This is a genomic window from Geodermatophilus pulveris (assembly GCF_900188375.1).
Lineage (GTDB): Bacteria > Actinomycetota > Actinomycetes > Mycobacteriales > Geodermatophilaceae > Geodermatophilus > Geodermatophilus pulveris.
The window spans coordinates 136,754-154,837 of record NZ_FZOO01000009.1 but is presented as its reverse complement, the minus strand read 5'-3'; the positions used below and the strand labels follow the sequence as shown (position 1 = coordinate 154,837).

Annotated in this window: 13 protein-coding genes; 7 read left to right on the top strand and 6 right to left on the bottom strand. The window is 74.9% G+C overall.

Annotated features, from left to right (window positions below):
• Positions 1–69 precede the first annotated feature (69 nt).
• The 3 genes from CHB98_RS17410 to CHB98_RS17400 all read left to right on the top strand — a co-directional run bounded on the left by CHB98_RS17410 (position 70) and on the right by CHB98_RS17400 (position 4,744).
• Complete coding sequence (locus tag CHB98_RS17410; protein WP_089306850.1) at positions 70–1,257, top strand: FAD-binding oxidoreductase; 1,188 nt, start codon at positions 70–72, stop codon at positions 1,255–1,257.
• Positions 1,258–2,883, top strand: coding sequence for a glycolate oxidase subunit GlcF (gene glcF / locus CHB98_RS17405; protein ID WP_179224624.1), 1,626 nt, complete (start codon positions 1,258–1,260; stop codon positions 2,881–2,883).
• A gap of 76 nt (positions 2,884–2,959) precedes the next feature.
• The gene (locus tag CHB98_RS17400) at positions 2,960–4,744 is read left to right on the top strand and encodes an L-lactate permease (protein WP_089306849.1); all 1,785 of its coding nucleotides are present in this window, start codon (positions 2,960–2,962) and stop codon (positions 4,742–4,744) included.
• 63 nt (positions 4,745–4,807) lie between these two features.
• Here the strand turns inward: CHB98_RS17400 and CHB98_RS17395 are convergent, their stop codons facing one another.
• The 5 genes from CHB98_RS17395 to dnaK are packed head-to-tail and all read right to left on the bottom strand — an operon-like array spanning position 4,808 to position 9,554.
• Complete coding sequence (locus CHB98_RS17395; protein ID WP_089306848.1) at positions 4,808–5,293, bottom strand: MarR family winged helix-turn-helix transcriptional regulator; 486 nt, start codon at positions 5,291–5,293, stop codon at positions 4,808–4,810.
• Positions 5,290–5,772: a heat shock protein transcriptional repressor HspR gene (locus tag CHB98_RS17390; RefSeq protein ID WP_089306847.1), complete on the bottom strand. Its 483-nt coding sequence runs from the start codon at positions 5,770–5,772 to the stop codon at positions 5,290–5,292. Before CHB98_RS17390 ends, CHB98_RS17395 begins: the two co-directional genes overlap by 4 nt.
• Positions 5,769–6,980: a molecular chaperone DnaJ gene (dnaJ, locus tag CHB98_RS17385; RefSeq protein ID WP_089306846.1), complete on the bottom strand. Its 1,212-nt coding sequence runs from the start codon at positions 6,978–6,980 to the stop codon at positions 5,769–5,771. Before dnaJ ends, CHB98_RS17390 begins: the two co-directional genes overlap by 4 nt.
• A 19-nt stretch (positions 6,981–6,999) precedes the next feature.
• Positions 7,000–7,677: a nucleotide exchange factor GrpE gene (gene grpE / locus CHB98_RS17380; protein ID WP_089306845.1), complete on the bottom strand. Its 678-nt coding sequence runs from the start codon at positions 7,675–7,677 to the stop codon at positions 7,000–7,002.
• Positions 7,674–9,554 (bottom strand): molecular chaperone DnaK, encoded by a 1,881-nt coding sequence (dnaK, locus tag CHB98_RS17375; protein ID WP_089306844.1) that lies wholly within the window; start codon positions 9,552–9,554, stop codon positions 7,674–7,676. The genes grpE and dnaK overlap by 4 nt, the downstream gene beginning before the upstream one ends.
• A gap of 460 nt (positions 9,555–10,014) precedes the next feature.
• On the opposite strand from dnaK, the gene CHB98_RS17370 reads away from it, so the two are divergent.
• The 3 genes from CHB98_RS17370 to CHB98_RS17360 are packed head-to-tail and all read left to right on the top strand — an operon-like array spanning position 10,015 to position 14,582.
• Complete coding sequence (locus CHB98_RS17370) at positions 10,015–12,303, top strand: (Fe-S)-binding protein (RefSeq protein ID WP_089306843.1); 2,289 nt, start codon at positions 10,015–10,017, stop codon at positions 12,301–12,303.
• Positions 12,304–12,338: 35 nt separating this feature from the next.
• The gene (locus tag CHB98_RS17365) at positions 12,339–13,307 is read left to right on the top strand and encodes a DUF389 domain-containing protein (RefSeq protein ID WP_218822408.1); all 969 of its coding nucleotides are present in this window, start codon (positions 12,339–12,341) and stop codon (positions 13,305–13,307) included.
• A 54-nt stretch (positions 13,308–13,361) separates the two neighbouring features.
• Positions 13,362–14,582, top strand: a complete 1,221-nt coding sequence (locus CHB98_RS17360) for an MFS transporter (protein WP_089306842.1) — start codon at positions 13,362–13,364, stop codon at positions 14,580–14,582.
• On the opposite strand, the gene dcd is transcribed toward CHB98_RS17360, so the two are convergent.
• Positions 14,548–15,138, bottom strand: coding sequence for a dCTP deaminase (dcd, locus tag CHB98_RS17355; RefSeq protein ID WP_089306841.1), 591 nt, complete (start codon positions 15,136–15,138; stop codon positions 14,548–14,550). The two genes, CHB98_RS17360 and dcd, sit on opposite strands and share 35 nt — an antisense overlap.
• Before the next feature lie 133 nt (positions 15,139–15,271).
• On the opposite strand from dcd, the gene CHB98_RS22805 reads away from it, so the two are divergent.
• On the top strand, positions 15,272–17,968 hold the full coding sequence (locus CHB98_RS22805; protein WP_089306840.1) for a S8 family peptidase: 2,697 nt from the start codon (positions 15,272–15,274) through the stop codon (positions 17,966–17,968).
• The last annotated feature ends 116 nt before the right edge of the window (positions 17,969–18,084 follow it).

Here is an 18,084-nt window from a genome sequence, read left to right as displayed (position 1 = left end):
GCGGGGGAGCTCCCCGACGGGCAGGGCACCGTCGGGCGCGCGGCCGACCAGCGCCCGCGAGGAGGACTCGTGACCACCGCCACCGACACCCGGAGGCCGGGCGGCGCCGACGACGCGGTCGGTGGCGTGGTCCCGGGCGAGGTGGTCCGGCCGGCGAGCACCGAGCAGGTCGCCGAGGTGCTGCGGGCGGCGGCGGCCGCCGGGCACACCGTCGTCCCGGTCGGCGGGCGCACCAAGACGACGTGGGCCGCGCCGCCCACCTCCGCGGACCTGCTGCTGGACCTCACCGGCCTGGACCGGATCGTCGAGCACGTGGCCGGCGACCTGACCGTCGTGGCCGAGGCCGGGGTGCGCCTGGCCGACCTGCAGGCGTCGGTCGGGCAGGCCGGTCAGCTGCTCGGCCTGGACCCGCCCGAGCAGGGCGCCACGCTGGGCGGGGTGGTCTCGGCCAACGCCTCCGGCCCGCGCCGGCTGCGCTACGGCACCACCCGCGACCTGCTCATCGGCATCACCGTCGTGCTCGCCGACGGCACCGTGGCGCACGCCGGCGGCAAGGTGGTCAAGAACGTCGCCGGCTACGACCTGGGCAAGCTGTTCACCGGGGCCCACGGCACGCTCGGCGTCGCGACCTCCACCACCTGGCGGCTGCACCCGGTCCCGCCGGCGCGCCGGGTGGTCACCCTCGACCTGCCCGACGTCGCGGCCGCCGGGTCGCTGGCGATCGCGCTGGGCCGCTCGACGCTCACCCCGACGGCCGTGGAGCTGATCGGCACCGCCGGCGGCGCCGGGCGGCTGGTCGTGCTGTTCGAGTCCATCGCGGAGTCGGTCAGCGACCAGGCGCGCTCGGCCGTCGCCCTGCTCGGCGGCGGCACGGAGTCCGCGGACCTGCCCGCCGACTTCGGCGCCCGGCCCGGGGGCGCCGACGACGTGCTGCTCCGGCTGGCCTTCGCACCGGCCGCGCTGTCGTCGGTGCTGGGTGCCCTGCCCGCCGGGGCAGCCGTGGCCGCGCACGCCGGCACGGGGGTGTGCCACGCCGCCGTCCCCGCCGGTGAGGTCGCCGCCGTGCTGCCCGCCCTGCGCAGCGCCCTCGCACCGCACGACGGGACGGCGGTGGTGCTGCGCGCACCCGACGCCGTCCGTGACCGGCTGGACCACTGGGGCCCGGTCGGTGACGCGCTGGACCTCATGCGGCGGGTCAAGGACAGGTTCGACCCCGAGCGACGCATGTCGCCGGGCCGGTTCGTCGGAGGGTTGTAGATGACGGAGATCACGCCGGGCAGCCACGGTCGCGGCGACTCGCCGCCGGCCGGTTCCCCGGGCGCCTCGGCGAACGTCAACCCGGTGCGCGACTCGACCGCCGACCTGCCCAACGGGTCGGCCACCGGCGCCGCGCGGGCCGCCGACGAGGCGCCGGCCGCCGCGATCGGTGCGCGCCGACCGCTCGACCTCGGCCAGGACATCGACCTGCCGCCGGGCACCGGCGCCGCCACCGTGGGCACCTCCACGCTGCTCGGCCTGCCCGGCACGCGCCAGGCGGTGCAGCCGGCGTTCGACGAGCACCACCCGCCGGACGCCGCGCTCATCGGCGACTGCGTGCACTGCGGGTTCTGCCTGCCGACCTGCCCCACCTACGTGCTCTGGGGCGAGGAGATGGACAGCCCGCGCGGGCGCATCTACCTCATGAAGGAGGCGCTGGAGGGCGAGCCGCTCGACGACTCGATGGTGCGGCACTTCGACCAGTGCCTGGGCTGCATGGCCTGCGTCACCGCCTGCCCGTCCGGCGTGCAGTACGACAAGCTCATCGAGGCCACCCGCCCGCAGATCGAGCGGCGCTACCAGCGGTCCCGCGCGGAGAAGCTCTACCGCGACCTCATCTACAACCTGTTCCCCTACCCGCGGCGGCTGCGCGCGCTGCGCGGGCCGCTGCGGGCCTACCAGGCCAGCCGGCTCGGCAGCCTGCTCACCCGCTCGGGCCTGATGGGGAAGATGCCCGCGCCGCTGCAGGCGATGGAGTCGCTGGCCCCCAAGCTCGGCCCGGTGGAGCGGGTGCCCGAGCGGACGCCGGCCGTGGGCGAGCGCCGCGCCGTCGTCGGCCTGCTCGCCGGCTGCGTGCAGGGCACCTTCTTCCCCGACGTGAACGCGGCCACCGTGCGGGTGCTGGCCGCCGAGGGCTGCGACGTCATCGTGCCGCGCAGCCAGGGCTGCTGCGGCGCCCTGCCCGGCCACGGCGGCCGCGAGGAGCAGGCCCTGCAGTTCGCCAGGCGGACGATCGAGACATTCGAGCGGGCCGGGGTCGACTACGTCATCCTCAACGCCGCCGGCTGCGGCTCGAACGTCAAGGAGTACGGCCACCAGCTGCGCGACGAGCCGGAGTGGGCCGAGCGCGCCGAGGCGCTGGCGCGGAAGTCGCGGGACATCAGCGAGTTCATCACCGAGCTCGGCCCGGTGGCCCAGCGGCACCCGCTGCCGATGACCGTGGCCTACCAGGACGCCTGCCACCTCGCCCACGCGCAGGGCATCCGCCAGCAACCGCGGCAGGTGCTGCGCGGCATCCCGGGCGTGGAGATCAAGGCGATCGCCGAGGCGGAGCTGTGCTGCGGCAGCGCCGGGACCTACAACATGCTCCAGCCGGAGCCGGCCCGGGAGCTGGGCGAGCGCAAGGCGAGCGCCGTCCTGGTCACCGGGGCCGAGCTCATGGTCACGGCCAACCCGGGCTGCTGGATGCAGGTGGCCACGACGCTGGCCCGGATGGGCGAGCGGATGCCGGTCGCGCACACCGTCCAGGTGCTGGACGCCTCGATCCGCGGGGTGCCCGTGGAGGACCTGCTCGAGCGGGCGCTCACCGGCCCCGGCACCGCCCTGACCCGGCCCGCCGCCTCCTGACCCACCCCGCTCCCCCGCCCCGCCGCACCACCCCCACCCAGCCCACGCGCCCTCACGGTCGAGGGAAGGAGCTCCGTTGTTCGAGCAGGTCGTCGACCCCGTCGGTGGGTCACTCGCACTGAGCGCGCTGGTGGCAGCGATCCCGCTGCTCACCCTGTTCGTGCTCCTCGGCGCGCTGAAGCTCAAGGCCTGGCTGGCCGGGCTCATCTCGCTGGCCGTCGCGGTCGTGCTGGCCATCGTCGCGTTCCGGATGCCCGTCGGGCAGACGCTGCTGTCGGCGTCCGAGGGCGCCGCCTTCGGCTTCTTCCCGATCCTCTGGGTCGTCATCAACGCGATCTGGGTCTACAACCTCACCGTCGCCACCGGCCACTTCGACGTGCTGCGCCGCTCCTTCGAGAAGGTCAGCCCCGACCAGCGGATCCAGGCGATCATCATCGCCTTCTGCTTCGGCGCCCTGCTCGAGGCGCTGGCCGGCTTCGGGACGCCGGTCGCGATCAGCGTCGTCATGCTCATGGCGCTGGGCTTCCAGCCGCTCAAGGCCGCGGTCGTTGCGCTGATCGCCAACACCGCGCCGGTCGCCTTCGGCGCCCTGGCCACGCCGATCATCACGCTGGCCACGGTCACCTCCGGCGTCAGCGACGACGCCCGGCTCACCGTGGACACCCTGGGCGCCATGGCCGGCCGGCAGACGCCGATCCTGGCCGCGTTCGTGCCGCTGGTCCTGGTGTACGTGGTCGACGGCAAGCGCGGCCTGCGCGACACCTGGCGCGAGGCGCTGGTCGGCGGCGTCGCGTTCGGCGTGGCCCAGTTCGTGGCCGCCAACTACATCTCGGTGCCCCTGACCGACATCATCGCCGCACTGGTGGCCGCGGCCGCCGTCGTCGCCGTCGTCCGGATGCGCACGGCGGCCTACGAGCCGGTCACCGCGGCCACGGTCGGCGGCGGTGCGGGTGGCACCGCCGCCGCGGGGTCCGACGGCACGCGCGGTGGGATCGGCGCGACGGCGGGCGAGCAGCTCGGCGACGCTCCGGGCCGGCAGGACGCCCGCGACCCGCACGCCCCCGCCGTCGGTGGTGGCGGGCCGGCGGTCGACGACAGCCGGGCCGAGGTCGTGAAGGCATACGCCCCCTACGGGATCATCATCGCGATCTTCTCGCTGGCCAACCTCGGCCCGATCAAGAGCGCGCTGGCGGAGCCGCCGTTCACGACGTCCTTCGCGTGGCCGGGGCTCAACATCTTCGCGGCCGGGTCGGACGCCGAGCTGGCGTCGACCACGTACAACTTCAACTGGTTGCCCGCCGCGGGCACCCTGATGATCTTCGCCGGCCTGCTGACCATGCTGGTGCTGCGGGTCTCCCCGGCGCGGGGGCTCAAGGCCTACGTCGACACCTACCGCGAGCTGAAGTGGGCCATCCTCACCGTCATGGCGGTGCTCGCCCTGGCCTACGTGCTCAACCAGTCGGGCATGACCAGCCACCTCGGCCGGCTGCTGGCCGAGACCGGCGGCTTCTTCGCCTTCCTGTCCCCCATCCTGGGCTGGATCGGCGTCGCGGTGACCGGCTCGGACACCTCGGCGAACGCGCTGTTCGGTGCGCTGCAGGTGCAGGCGGCGACCAACGCCGGGCTGGACCCGGTGCTGCTCGCGGCGGCCAACTCCTCCGGCGGCGTCATGGGCAAGATGGTCAGCCCGCAGAACCTGGCCATCGCCGCCGCCGCCGTCGGCATGGCGGGCCGGGAGGGCGAGCTGTTCCGGAAGGTGTTCGGCTGGAGCATCCTGCTCCTGCTGCTCATGTGCCTGATCGTGGTGCTGCAGGCCACGCCGGTGCTCGGCTGGATGGTCCCGGCCCCCGTGGGCGGCTAGCTCCACGCCGGCGGTGACCGACGGCGCCCCCGTACCCGGCCGGGTACGGGGGCGCCGTCGTCGCTACCCCCGGACAGGCTCCTCCTGCTCGGCCTCGCGGGCCTCGGCCTCCCCCAGCCGGTTCAGCCGGGCCAGCAGCTCGCCCAGCGTGGCGACGTCCTCGGCCGGCCAGCCGGCGAGGTCGGCCTCCCACCGGGCGCGCCGGGCGTCCCGGATGCGGCCCAGCCGGGCCGCCCCCTCCGGTGAGGTGCTGAGCACCTGGGCCCGGCCGTCGGCCGGGTCGGCCTCGCGGACGACCAGGCCCAGGCCGACCAGCGAGGACACCTGCCGGCTGACCGTGCTCTTGTCCAGCCCCAGCCGGGCCACCAGGTCGCTGGCCCGCAGCGGCCCGGTGTCCTGCAGCAGGGCGAGCAGGCCGTAGGCGGCGCCGTCCAGGTCCGGGTGCAGCTCGCGGGACAGCCGCGCGGAGATGGCGCGGGAGCGGCGCAGCAGCAGGCCGATCTCCCGCTCCACCCCGACGAAGGCCTCGTGCGGGTCCACCGGGCTCACCGGTCGTCCCGGGGCCGCCAGACGACGAGGGCGGAGGTGGACGGTCGCAGCGGCACGAGGGCCCCGGTGGACAGGACGGCGGAGCCGTAGCCGTCGCCCCGGTAGCCGGCCTGCACGGCGGTCTCCGCCGCGATCGCCCGGCGCTCGGCGGCCCCGAGTTCGTCGATCAGCTCCTCCACCCGCTGCCGCAGCGCCTCGACCTGCGACTCCAGGTCGATGATCCGCTTGATCCCGGCGAGGTTGACGCCGTCCTCCTGGGAGAGCCGCTGCACCTCGCGGAGCAGCGCGACGTCGCGCGGGCTGTACCGGCGGCCCCCGCCGCGGGTGCGGCCCGGGCTCACCAGGCCCAGCCGGTCGTACTGGCGCAGCGTCTGCGCGTGCATGCCGGCCAGCTCCGCGGCCACGGAGATGACGAAGACCGGCGCGTCGTCGGTCACGGCCCGGCCGGCGTCGGCCTGCTCGCGGCCCGGGGCGCTCACCGGGTGCCGCCCTGCTGCTGGACGGCGGCGGTGATCCGCGGCCGTGGGTCGCCGAGCTCGGCCTCGAGCACCTTGACGGCCTCCTCCGCGGCGGGCGTGAGCCGCTTGGGCACCGCCACCTCCACGGTGACCAGCAGGTCGCCGGCCCGGCCCTTGCCCGGGACGCCGCGCCCGCGCACCCGCAGCGTCTGGCCGCTCGCCGTCCCCGGGGGGACCTTGAGCGTGACGTCACCGTCCAGCGTGGGCACGGTCAGGGTCGCCCCGAGGGCGGCCTCGGCGAACGTGATCGGCACGGTGAGCGTCAGGTCGTTGCCCTTGCGGCCCAACAGCTCGTGCTCGGACACGTGCACGACGACGAACAGGTCACCGGCCGGGCCGCCGCGCCGTCCGGGCGCTCCCTTGCCGGCCAGCCGGATCCGCTGGCCGTCCTTGACGCCGGCAGGGATCCGCACGGTGATCGTGCGGGTCTGGTTGGTGACGCCGTTGCCCGCGCAGGTGGGGCACGGGTCCTCGACCACCTGGCCGGTGCCGCGGCAGTTGCGGCAGGGCTCGGAGAAGGCGAACGCCCCCTGGCTGCGGCTGGTCACCCCGACGCCCTGGCACACGGGGCAGGTGTGCGGGCTGGTGCCCGGCCGGGCGCCGGACCCGGCGCAGGTCGGGCAGGTGCCCGGGCTCTGCATCCGCAGCGGCACGGTCACCCCGAGGACGGACTCCTCGAACGACAGCGTCGCCTCGGTCTCGACGTCCTGTCCGCGGGCCGGGCCGGAGGCCGCCTGGCTGCGTGCCCGGGCCGACCCGGCACCGGCGCCGCCCCCGAAGAGGCCGCCGAACAGGTCGCCGAGACCGCCGGCGCCCCCGGCACGGGCCCCACCGCCGGTGGCGCCGAACAGGTCGCCGAGGTCGAACGCCTGCCCGCCGGCGCCACCGGGGAACCCGCCGGGGAACCCGGCCCGCGCGCCGGCGCCGCCGGCCCCGAACAGCCGCCGGGCCTCGTCGTACTCCGCCCGCCGCTTGGGGTCGGACAGCACGTCGTAGGCCTCGGAGACCTCCTTGAACCGGGCCTCCGCTTGCGCGTTGCCCGGGTTCTTGTCCGGGTGCAGGTCCCGGGCCAGCTGGCGGTAGGCCTTCTTGACGGCCGCCGCGTCGGCGTCCTGGGGGACGCCCAACGCGGCGTAGTAGTCCTTCTCGATGAAGTCCCGGGTGCTCATCGGGCGCCTCCCTCCCGGCTCAGTCGGACGCCGGACCGGTGGCCGGCTCGCCGCCCGGCTGGGTGGGCGCGGCCGCTGCCGCCGCCGGCGTCTCCGGCTCGGTGACCGCGACCATCGCCGTCCGCAGCACCCGGTCGCCGCGGCGGAAGCCCTGCCGCAGCACCGTCGTCGCGGTCGGGACGTCGACGTCGGCGGAGGTGTCGTGCATGACCGCCTCGTGCAGCGCCGGGTCGAACGGGTCGCCGGCGACGCCGAAGGCCTCCACGCCCAGGCCGTCGATCAGCCCGAGCACGCGGTCGGCCACCACCTTGAACGCACCGGTGAGGTCCCCGTGGTCACGGGCCCGCTCGATGTCGTCGACGATGGGGAACAGCTGGGCGGCGAACCGCTCGGCGGCCTGGTCGACCACGAGCTGGCGGTCCCGGTCCACCCGGCGGCGGTAGTTCGCGTACTCCGCGGTGACCCGCTGGAGGTCCTCGGTCCGCTCCGCCAGCTGGCGGGCGCTGTCGTCGTCCACCACCGTCGGCTGCGCGCCGTCGGGGGCCTGCTGCTCGCTCATCTGCTCCTCTGATGGGTCCACGCCCGGGCGGGCGCCGGCCGGTGGGTCACCGGCCGGCACCCGCACGGTGCCGCTGATCGGGTCGATGCGCCGCTTGTCGCGGATGACGACCCGCGGCTCCTCTTCCCGCTCGCTCATCGGCGGTCGTTGTCCTCGTCGACGATCTCGGCGTCGACCACGTCGTCGTCCGACGCGGTCGCACCGGTGGCCCCACCCGTCGCACCGCCCGGCGCGCCGGGGTCACCGGCACCGGCACCGGCCGCACCGGCCTCGGCCTGCTGGGCGTAGAGCGCCCCGCCGACCTCCTGGGAGACCCGGGCCACCTTCTCCTGGGCCGCCTTGATCGCGGCGATGTCCGAGCCGCCGAGGGCCGAGCGCAGCTCGGTGAGGGCCTCGCCGAGCTCCTCCTTCTTGTCGGCCGGGATCTTGTCGCCGTTCTCGGCCAGGAACTTCTCGGTCTGGTACTGCAGCGACTCGGCCAGGTTGCGGGTCTCGGCCTCCTCGCGGCGGCGCTTGTCCTCCTCGGCGTGCGCCTCGGCGTCCTTCATCATCCGCTCGATGTCGTCCTTCGGGAGGGCCGAGCCGCCGGTGATGGTCATCGACTGCTCCTTGCCGGTGCCGAGGTCCTTGGCCGACACGTGCACGATGCCGTTGGCGTCGATGTCGAAGGCCACCTCGATCTGCGGGACGCCGCGCGGCGCCGGGGGCAGACCGGTCAGCTCGAACATGCCGAGCTTCTTGTTGTACATCGCCATCTCGCGCTCGCCCTGGAAGACCTGGATCTGCACGGACGGCTGGTTGTCGTCGGCCGTCGTGAAGATCTCCGAGCGCTTGGTCGGGATCGTGGTGTTGCGCTCGATGAGCCTGGTCATGATCCCGCCCTTGGTCTCGATGCCCAGGGACAGCGGGGTGACGTCGAGCAGCAGGACGTCCTTGACCTCGCCGCGCAGCACGCCGGCCTGCAAGGCGGCGCCGATGGCGACGACCTCGTCGGGGTTGACGCCCTTGTTGGGCTCCTTGCCACCGGTCAGCTCGCGCACCAGGTCGGTGACGGCCGGCATGCGGGTCGAGCCACCCACCAGGACGACGTGGTCGATCTGGCCGACGGAGACGCCGGCGTCGCGGATCGCCTGGTTGAACGGCGCGCGGGTGCGGTCGAGCAGGTCCTGCGTCATCCGCTGGAACTCCGCGCGGGTGATCGTGACGTCCAGGTGCAGCGGGCCCTCGGCGCCGGCGGTGATGTAGGGCAGGTTGACGTTGGTCGACTGCGCGCCGGACAGCTCGATCTTGGCCTTCTCGGCGGCCTCGCGGAGCCGCTGCATGGCCAGCTTGTCCTTGGACAGGTCGATGCCGTTGGACGCGTTGAAGGTGCGCACCAGGTGGTCGACGACCTTCTGGTCCCAGTCGTCCCCGCCGAGGTGGTTGTCACCGGCGGTGGCCTTGACCTCGATGACGCCCTCGCCGATCTCCAGCAGGGAGACGTCGAAGGTGCCGCCGCCGAGGTCGAACACCAGGATCGTCTGCTCGGTCTCGCCCTTGTCCAGGCCGTAGGCCAGCGCGGCCGCCGTCGGCTCGTTGACGATGCGCAGGACGTTGAGGCCCGCGATCTCACCGGCCTCCTTGGTGGCCTGGCGCTGCGCGTCCTCGAAGTAGGCGGGGACGGTGATGACCGCGTCGGTCACCGGCTCGCCCAGGTAGGTCTCGGCGTCCCGCTTGAGCTTCTGCAGGATCCGCGCGCTGATCTCCTGCGGCGTGTACTTCTTGCCGTCGATCTCCGGCGTCTTCCAGTCGGTGCCCATGTGCCGCTTGACCGACCGAATGGTGCGGTCGACGTTCGTCACGGCCTGGTTCTTGGCCGACTGGCCGACGAGGACCTCGCCGTTCTTGGCGAACGCGACGACCGAGGGGGTGGTGCGCGAGCCCTCGGAGTTCGCGATGACCGTCGGCTCGCCGCCCTCGAGGACGGTGACGACGGAGTTGGTGGTGCCGAGGTCGATACCGACCGCTCGAGCCATGGAGCTGGCCTCTCTTCCGTGTGTGCTGGTGGTCGTGCTGGTCCGGAGGGAGCCGGTGGAAGCGCCTTGCGCGTGGTCCACTCAACTTTCCTGCCCACCCTAACGGCACGTGCGCGCGCGGTGTTCCCGGCCCCGGCAGGTGCACCTGTGACGCTCCGTGGTCGCCCCGGACGGCGCCGTCCTCGCCCCGTGGTGCCCGACCTCGCGCTGCGGGGCGAGGTCGGGCACCAGACAGCGAGGTCGGGGCCGCCGTGTCTGCAGCGGGGCAGCCGGCCGGAGCGGGGCGGGGCGGGTCACACCGCAGGACGACGGCGAGGGTTACCGGCGAGTAGCCTGTGCGGCCGACAGCTATCGTCCGACGCGTGCACGCGCACGGTCGGCCCGACGGTGCTGCGTCCGCCCGCCGTCGCGGCGGGTGGGGGATCGACCGACGCCGCGCCGGCGTCCGGGAGGGAACGTCATGACCGGCCCGCTGCAGCTCGTCCTCGGGACGATCAGCCTCGTCCTGCTCGTCGTGGCCGCGGTGATGGCCTACCGGGCGGTCCGCGCCATGGTCCGCATCATCCGGACCGGCCAGCCCGACGACACCCGCACCGGCCCGGTCGGCCCGCGACTGAAGACGCTCGCGGTGGAGTCCCTCGGGCACACCCGGATGCTCAAGTGGTCGGCCATCGGCGTCGCCCACTGGTTCGTCTTCGTCGGCTTCTACGGGCTGTTCCTCACCCTCGTCGAGGCGTTCGGGGAGGTCTTCGACCCGGCCTTCCACCTGCCGCTGATCGGCACGTGGGGGCTGTGGAGCCTGTTCGTCGAGGTCATCGGCACCGGCACGGTGCTGGGCATCCTCTACCTGATCGTCCGCCGCCAGCTGGACCACCCGCGCCGCAAGGGCCGCGCCAGCCGCTTCGCCGGCTCCAACGAGGGCCGCGGCTACTTCGTCGAAGCGGTCGTGCTCGTCGTCGGCCTGTGCATCCTGGGCATCCGCGCGGCCAAGGTCGCCGCCGGCCTGGACGACGCGCCGTCCTGGTCGCACCCGGTGTCGGGCCTGCTGGCCAACCTCCTGCCGGCCAGCCCCGACCTGGTCAGCGTCATCGCGTTCGTCAAGATCGTCGTGTCGCTGGTGTGGGTGGTCGTCGTCTCCCGGCTGCTCAACATGGGCGTCGCGTGGCACCGGTTCAGCGCCTTCTTCAACATCTACTTCAAGCGCGAGTCCGGCGGCGGCCAGGCGCTGGGCCCGCTGCAGCCGATGACCTCCGGTGGCAAGCCGATCGACTTCGAGGACCCCGACGAGGACGCCACCTTCGGCCGCGGCAAGATCGAGGACTTCACCTGGAAGGGGATGCTGGACTTCAGCACCTGCACCGAGTGCGGGCGGTGCCAGAGCCAGTGCCCGGCGTGGAACACGGGCAAGCCGCTCAGCCCCAAGATGGTGATCATGGACCTGCGGGACCACCTGTACGCCAAGGCCCCGTACCTGCTCGGCGCGAAGACCGCCAGCGAGACCGCGCCGGACTACGACGTCCTCAAGCCCAGCGACGAGCAGGTGTGGACGTCGGGCTACGCCCGCATCGAGGGGACCAACGACGCGCAGGCGCACCGCCCGCTGGTCGGCACCCTCGAAGAAGGCGGGGTCATCGACCCCGACGTGCTGTGGAGCTGCACCAACTGCGGCGCCTGCGTGGAGCAGTGCCCGGTCGACATCGAGCACGTCGACCACATCGAGGACATGCGCCGCTACCAGGTGCTCATCGAGTCCAGCTTCCCGTCCGAGGCCGGCGTGATGCTGCGCAACCTGGAGAACCGCGGCAACCCGTGGGGCGTGCAGGCCAGCGCCCGCGAGGACTGGATCAAGGAGATGGACTTCGAGGTGCGGCAGGCCGACGGCCCGCTGGACGCCGAGGTCGAGTACCTGTTCTGGGTGGGCTGCGCGGGCGCCATCGACGACCGCGCCAAGAAGGTCACCAAGGCCGTCGCCGAGCTGCTGCACACCGCCGGCGTGGAGTTCGCGGTCCTGGGCTCCGGGGAGACCTGCTCGGGCGACCCGGCCCGCCGGATGGGCAACGAGTTCGTCTTCCAGATGCTGGCGCAGGAGAACGTGGCCACGCTGGACGGCGTCTTCGAGGGCCGCGGGCCCGGCACGCGCAAGATCGTCACCACCTGCCCGCACTGCTTCAACTCCCTGGGCCGGGAGTACCCGCAGGTCGGCGGCGACTACGAGGTGGTGCACCACACCCAGCTGCTGAGCCAGCTCGTCGAGGAGGGGCGGCTGACCCCGGTCACGCCGGTCGACCGCAAGGTCACCTACCACGACCCGTGCTTCCTGGGCCGGCACAACAAGGTCTACACGCCGCCGCGGGAGATCCTCGACAGCGTCCAGGGCCTGTCCACCCAGGAGATGCACCGCTGCAAGGACCGCGGCTTCTGCTGCGGCGCCGGCGGTGCGCGCATGTGGATGGAGGAGAAGATCGGGAAGCGGATCAACGTGGAGCGCACCGAGGAGGCCCTCGGCCTGGACCCCGACGTCATCTCCACGGCCTGCCCGTTCTGCATCACGATGCTGTCCGACGCGCTGACCACCAAGAAGCAGAACGGCGAGGCCGCCGAGCACGTCGAGGTGCTCGACGTCAGCCAGATCCTGCTCCGGTCGATGGCGCCGGCCGGCACGCCGGGCACCGAGCACGGCGCCGAGGTCGGTACCGAGGCCGACGACGTGGCGGGCACCGGTTCCGCGGCGACGGGCCACACGCCGTGAGCGGCGGTGGCCGGCCGGTGGGGTAGAACGGCCCGGTGCTGCTGCACCTGAGGATCACCGCTCCGCACGACCGGACCGACGCGGTCGTGGCGCTGCTCGAGGACTGCCCGGGGACGGCGCACGTCGCCGTCCTCCCGGGCGTCTCGCTCTCCCCGGTCGGGGACCTCGTCATGGCCGACGTCGCCCGGGAGTCCGCCGACGCCCTGGTGGCCGGCCTGCGCCGGCTGCACGTGGACCGCGACGGCAGCATCACGATGGAGGCCGTCGACGCCGCCGTCTCCGACGCCGCGGCACGGGCCGAGGACCTCGCCCCCGGCGACGGGAGCGACGCGGTGGTCTGGGAGCAGGTGGTGCGGACGACGGCGGCGGACTCCACCCTCTCGGTGGCCTACCTCGCGTTCCTCACCATCGCCACCCTGCTGGCCGGCGTGGCGATCATCGTCGACTCCGCCGTGCTGGTGATCGGCGCGATGGTGCTGGGCCCGGAGTTCGGCCCGCTGGCCGCCCTGGCCGTCGGCGTGGTGCACCGCCGGCCGGCGCTGGTCCGCACCGCGGCCAAGGCGCTGGTCGTCGGCTTCGCCGTGGCCATCGCCATCACCGTGCTGCTCGCCCTCGTCGGCTACGGGCTGGGCTGGTACGGCCCCGAGGTGCTCTCCGACGACCGCCCGCAGACCGGCTTCATCACCGCCCCCGACCGCTGGTCGCCGATCGTGGCGGTGCTGGCCGGCGTCGCGGGCGTGCTGTCACTCACCGCCGGCAGGAGCGGCGCGCTGGTCGGCGTCTTCATCTCGGTCACCACGGTCCCGGCGGTGGCCGACATCGGCCTGTCCCTGGCCCTCGGCGGCGGCAACGAGCTGATCCGCGCCGCGGTGCAGCTCGGCGTCAACCTGGCCGGGATCCTGGTGGCCGCGACCGTCACCCTGGCCGTGCAGAAGTACCTGTGGCACCGGCTGCCGCGCACCAGCCCCCGCGTCGCGGAGGTGGGCGCCCGCGCCACCCGCTGACGGCCCGGGCCACCCCCGCGCGGGCGGCCCGGCCGCGGGGAGGACCATCGCCGGGTGACGCGCCGCGGCCTGCTCCTCGTCGGCACGGCGATCGTCCTCACCGGGCTGAACCTGCGGACGGCGGTCAACAGCGTCGGCCCCGTGCTGCAGGAGGTGCAGGCCGGCCTCGGCGTCTCCAGCGGCCTGGCCGGGCTGGTGACCAGCCTGCCGGTGCTGTGCTTCGCCGCCATCGGCTTCGCCGGGCCGCCGCTGGCCGCCCGCTACCGCGACGGGCACGTGCTGGCCGGCGCGCTGCTGGCCATGGCCGCGGGGCTGGTGCTGCGTGCGGTGGCCGGGGCGTTCTGGCTGTTCGTCGCGGGCACGGTGCTGGCGATGGTCGGCGGGGCCCTGGGCAACGTGCTGCTGCCCGGCCTGGTCAAGCGGTGGTTCCCCGAGCGCACCGGGCTGCTGGTGGGCGCCTACAGCAGCGCGCTCACCGCCGGCGGCACGGTGGCCGCGGTCACCGCCGCGCCCGTCGCCGGGGCGATCGGTCAGGACGGCTGGCGCTGGGCTCTGGGCATGTGGGCGGTCCTGGCCCTGGTCGCCGCGCTGCCGTGGCTCGCCGTCCCGGTCCGGCCCGGGGCGGGCGCGGCGGCGCGCCCCGCCGTCCGGACGTCGTCGCTGGTGCACAGCCCGCTGGCGCTGGTCTTCGCCTGCTTCTTCGGCCTGCAGGCGCTGCAGGCCTTCGTGCTCGTGGGCTGGCTGCCCTCCTACCTGCGCGACGCCGGGCTGAGCGCCGCGGCCGCGGGCGTGCTGCTGGGCGTCAACCAGCTGCTGGTCATCCCGGTGCACGCGGTGGTGCCCTCGCTCACCGTGCGCCCGCACCTGCAGCGGCCCCTGCTGCTGTCCTTCCTCGGCTGCTACACCGTCGGCTGGGTGGGCCTGTGGGTCGCCCCGACCACGGTGCCGTGGCTGTGGATGGCCTTCCTCGCCGTCGGGCTGGGCACCTTCGCGATGGTCCTGGCCCTGCTGGGGCTGCGGGCCCGGACGCCGCAGTCCACCGCCGCGCTGGCCACCGCTGTGCAGGGCTGGGGGTACGTCCTGGCCGGGGCCGGGCCGCTGCTGGTCGGCGTCCTGCTCGGGTGGACCGGCTCCTACGCCCCGATGTTCGTCCTCCTGCTGGCCGGGCTGGCCGGCATGCTGGTCACCGGCTGGCAGGTGACCCGGGAGCGGTTCGTGGACGACGAGCTCGCCGGCCCGGTCAGGGAGCCGGACGCCGCGTCTCGGCGCGGGTGAAGTTGCGGAAGGACCGCGACGGCGTCGGGCCGCGCTGGTCCTGGTAGCGCGAGCCGTAGACCGCCGACCCGTACGGGTGCTCGGCCGGGCTGGTGAGCCGGAACATGCACAGCTGGCCGATCTTCATGCCCGGCCACAACGTGATCGGCAGGTTGGCCACGTTGGACAGCTCCAGGGTGATGTGCCCGGAGAACCCGGGGTCGACGAAGCCCGCGGTGGAGTGGGTCAGCAGTCCGAGACGCCCCAGACTCGACTTCCCTTCCAGTCTTGCTGCGACGTCGTCGGGGACGGACACCACCTCGAGCGTCGAGCCGAGCACGAACTCCCCGGGGTGCAGCACGAAGGGCTCGTCGCCGTCGGGCTCGACGAGGGTGGTCAGGTCGTCCTGCTGCTGCGCCGGGTCGATGTGGGTGTAGCGCGCGTTGTTGAACACCCGGAAGAAGCGGTCCAGCCGCACGTCGATGCTCGAGGGCTGCACCAGCGCCGCGTCGTAGGGGTCGATGCCCAGCCGGCCCTCGGCGATCGCAGCGGTGATGTCGCGGTCGGACAGCAGCATGCGGCGGAGTGTAGGGACCACCGTTCCTCCCTCCTCCGGGGCGGATCCGGCGCGCGGCCCTCAACCGGAGGGCCGGGCGCGTCGATCCCCTCCCGCTGGCCCGCTCCGGCCGGCTCCGTGGAGTGGAGGGTCCGTGTCCCGATCCCGAGCAGCGGTACTGCGCCGCGGCGGCCTGTCCGTCGTGCTGGTCGGCTCCGTGGTGGCCGGCTACGTCGGCGCCGCCGCGATCAGCGCGCTGGCCGCGCCCGACGTGCGCGAGGCCACCGAGTTCGGCCCCGGCGACGGGCTGACCCGCTTCGTGCTCACCCCCGCCCCGGGCGTCGTCCCGGCCGACCTGGCGCGGGCGGTGGGCGGCGCCGACGGCGTCGTCACCGCGCAGGTCGTGGGCGGCCAGCGGGTGCTGGCGGCCACCGACGGCCTGGCCCCGCAGCAGCTCGAGGCACTGCCCGGCGTCGCCGACGCGGAGTTCTCCCCGACGGTCCCCGTGGCCGCCGGGACGGTGACCGACCCCTACTGGCCGCAGTACGGCTGGAACCTGGAGAACACCGGCAGCAACGCCTACGGCCAGGCGGCGCGCGCGGACGCCGACGCCGACGCGACCACCGGCTGGGACGTCGGCGCCGGCGAGGACGTGGTCGTCGCCGTGGTCGACACCGGCTACGACGCCGAGCACCCCGACCTCGCCGGCGCGCTGTGGACCAACCCGGCCGAGGTGTGCGGCGACACGGACACCGACGGCAACGGCCGGGCCGGCGACTGCCACGGCTGGAACTTCACGACCGACAGCCCGGACGTCGACAACGGCGCGGGCGGCACGCACGGCGCCAGCGTCGCCGGTGCCGTGGGTGCCCGCGCGGGCAACGGGCAGGGCACCGCCGGGGTCGCGCCCGGCGTGACGATCATGCCGCTGGTCATCGGCAGCGGGGAGGGGGTCGACGTCGTCCTGGGCGCCGAGGCCATCCGCTACGCGGCCGACCACGGGGCCGACGTCGTCAACGCCTCCTGGGGCGGGCCGGTCAGCGGGTGGGCGCTGGACAACCTGCGCTCGGCCGTCTCCTACGCCGCCAGCAGGGGCGTGGTGGTCGTCGTCGCCGCCGGCAACGACGCACAGGACCGGGACGCCGCGCCGCTGTACCCGGCCAGCCTGACCGAGCCCAACGTGATCACCGTCGGCGCCTCCGACGCGGCCGACGCCGTCAGCGACTTCTCCGCGTGGGGCGCCACCTCGGTGGACCTCTTCGCCCCCGGGAGCTGGGTGTTCACCACCTGGAACGACGGCGGCTACCGGGTCATCAACGGCACCTCGATCGCCTCGCCACAGGTGGCCGGCGCCGTCGCGCTCTACCGGCAGGCGATGCCCGCCGCGACGCCGGAGCAGCTGCGGTCGGCCCTGCTCGAGGACGCCGACCCGGTCGCGGCGTTCGCCGGCCGGTCGGTCACCGGCGGCCGCCTCTCGCTGAGCCGCCTGCCGGCCCGCACCGCCGACGGCGTCGCCTACGCCTTCAGCTCGATGTCGGCCCCCGCCGGCGTCGTGACCCCCCGGGTGACCGCCGGCGGCGCGCCCGGTACCGGGGACTACGGCCTCACGGTCGGCCTCGGCATGGAGCACCAGGGCGAGGTCTGGGCGGTCTCCGGCGCCGAGCTCACCGTGGGCGGCACCACCCTGGCCACCGACGACAGCGGGACGGCGCGCTTCGCCCTCGGGACCGCCGGGTCACCTGCGGAGCTCGCCCTCTCCCCCACGGTCGAGCTCGGCGACGGCCGCTACGTGCTGACCGTCCAGCTCGACCGCGACGGCGCCGCCCTGGGCCGCACCCACGCCGCGCCGCTCCTGGTCGGGACGGCGGCCGCGCCGCCGCCCGCCGACGGCGCACCGGCACCCGGCACCCCCGCTCCCGGCGGGGACACCCCCGGCGGGCCGGCACCCGACGGCGGCACGCCCCCGGAGGGCGGCTCCGGCGGCGGCCCGGACGCCGGCACCCCGGCCCCGGGTGACCCCGGCGCGGGCACCCCCACCCCGGGCGACCCGGTTCCCGGCGACCCCGGCACCGGCACCCCGGCTCCCGGCGACCCCGGGTCCGGCGGCAACGGGCCCGGCGGCAGCCCGCCCGGCGGCGACGGGACGGACGGGTCCGTCCCGGACGGCCCCGGCAGCCCGCCCCCGGGGGACGGCGCTCCCGCGCCCGACGCCCCGACCTCGCCGGGGACCCCGCCGGACGCGCCGGGTGTGGACGTGCCCCCGGGTGCGCCGACCCCGGACGCCGCCGACGGCCCCGGCCCCGGCGACCCGGGCGGCAGCCCGGCCCCCGACAGCCCGGCCCCCGGCGGCGAGGTGACCTACCCCGGTACCGGCCCGTTCGGCATCACCTCGGTGAGCCCGGCCGTGGTGGGCGTGGACGGCGGCACCACGGTGACGCTCACCGGCACCGCGATCCCCGCGGGAGCGCGGGTCCGGGTCGGCGACACCGCGGCCGCCGAGGTGCTGCGCACCACCGGCACCCGGCTGGACTTCCGGGCGCCGGCCCGCGTCGAGGGCGTCTACGACGTGCACGTCTTCTCCGCGGACGGCCGGGAGCAGGAGGTGCTCACCGCGGCGCTGAGCTACGTCACCCAGGCCGCTCCCGGCCCGGGCGGCGACACCCCCGCGGACCCGGGCACCCCCGGGCCGGGGGCCGGCGACGGCACCGGCGGCCCGGACGCGGGCGCCGGCGGGCCGGAGGTGCGCACCGGTCCGGGTGGCCAGCGGCTGGTGCGCAGCGCGGCCTTCGCGGCCCTGCGGCCGGTGCTGTCGACCGGCTGCGCGGTCACCTGCCCCGGCTGGGCGGTCTGACCGGGGCCGGGTCCGGCGCGGCCGCCCACACGGGTAGCGTTCCGGTCCCGGTACCCGGCCCGCCGGGCACCGCCGACGACGCGCGCCCGGGACACGTCCGGCGGGCGCGGACGACC

Excerpts from the sequence above, each read along its gene's own strand:
- glcF (WP_179224624.1), top strand. The coding sequence starts at position 1,258 with ATGACGGAGATCACGCCGGGCAGCCACGGTCGCGGCGACTCGCCGCCG.
- dnaJ (WP_089306846.1), bottom strand. The coding sequence starts at position 6,980 with ATGAGCACCCGGGACTTCATCGAGAAGGACTACTACGCCGCGTTGGGC.
- grpE (WP_089306845.1), bottom strand. The coding sequence starts at position 7,677 with ATGAGCGAGCGGGAAGAGGAGCCGCGGGTCGTCATCCGCGACAAGCGG.
- dnaK (WP_089306844.1), bottom strand. The coding sequence starts at position 9,554 with ATGGCTCGAGCGGTCGGTATCGACCTCGGCACCACCAACTCCGTCGTC.
- CHB98_RS17370 (WP_089306843.1), top strand. The coding sequence starts at position 10,015 with ATGACCGGCCCGCTGCAGCTCGTCCTCGGGACGATCAGCCTCGTCCTG.
- dcd (WP_089306841.1), bottom strand. The coding sequence starts at position 15,138 with ATGCTGCTGTCCGACCGCGACATCACCGCTGCGATCGCCGAGGGCCGG.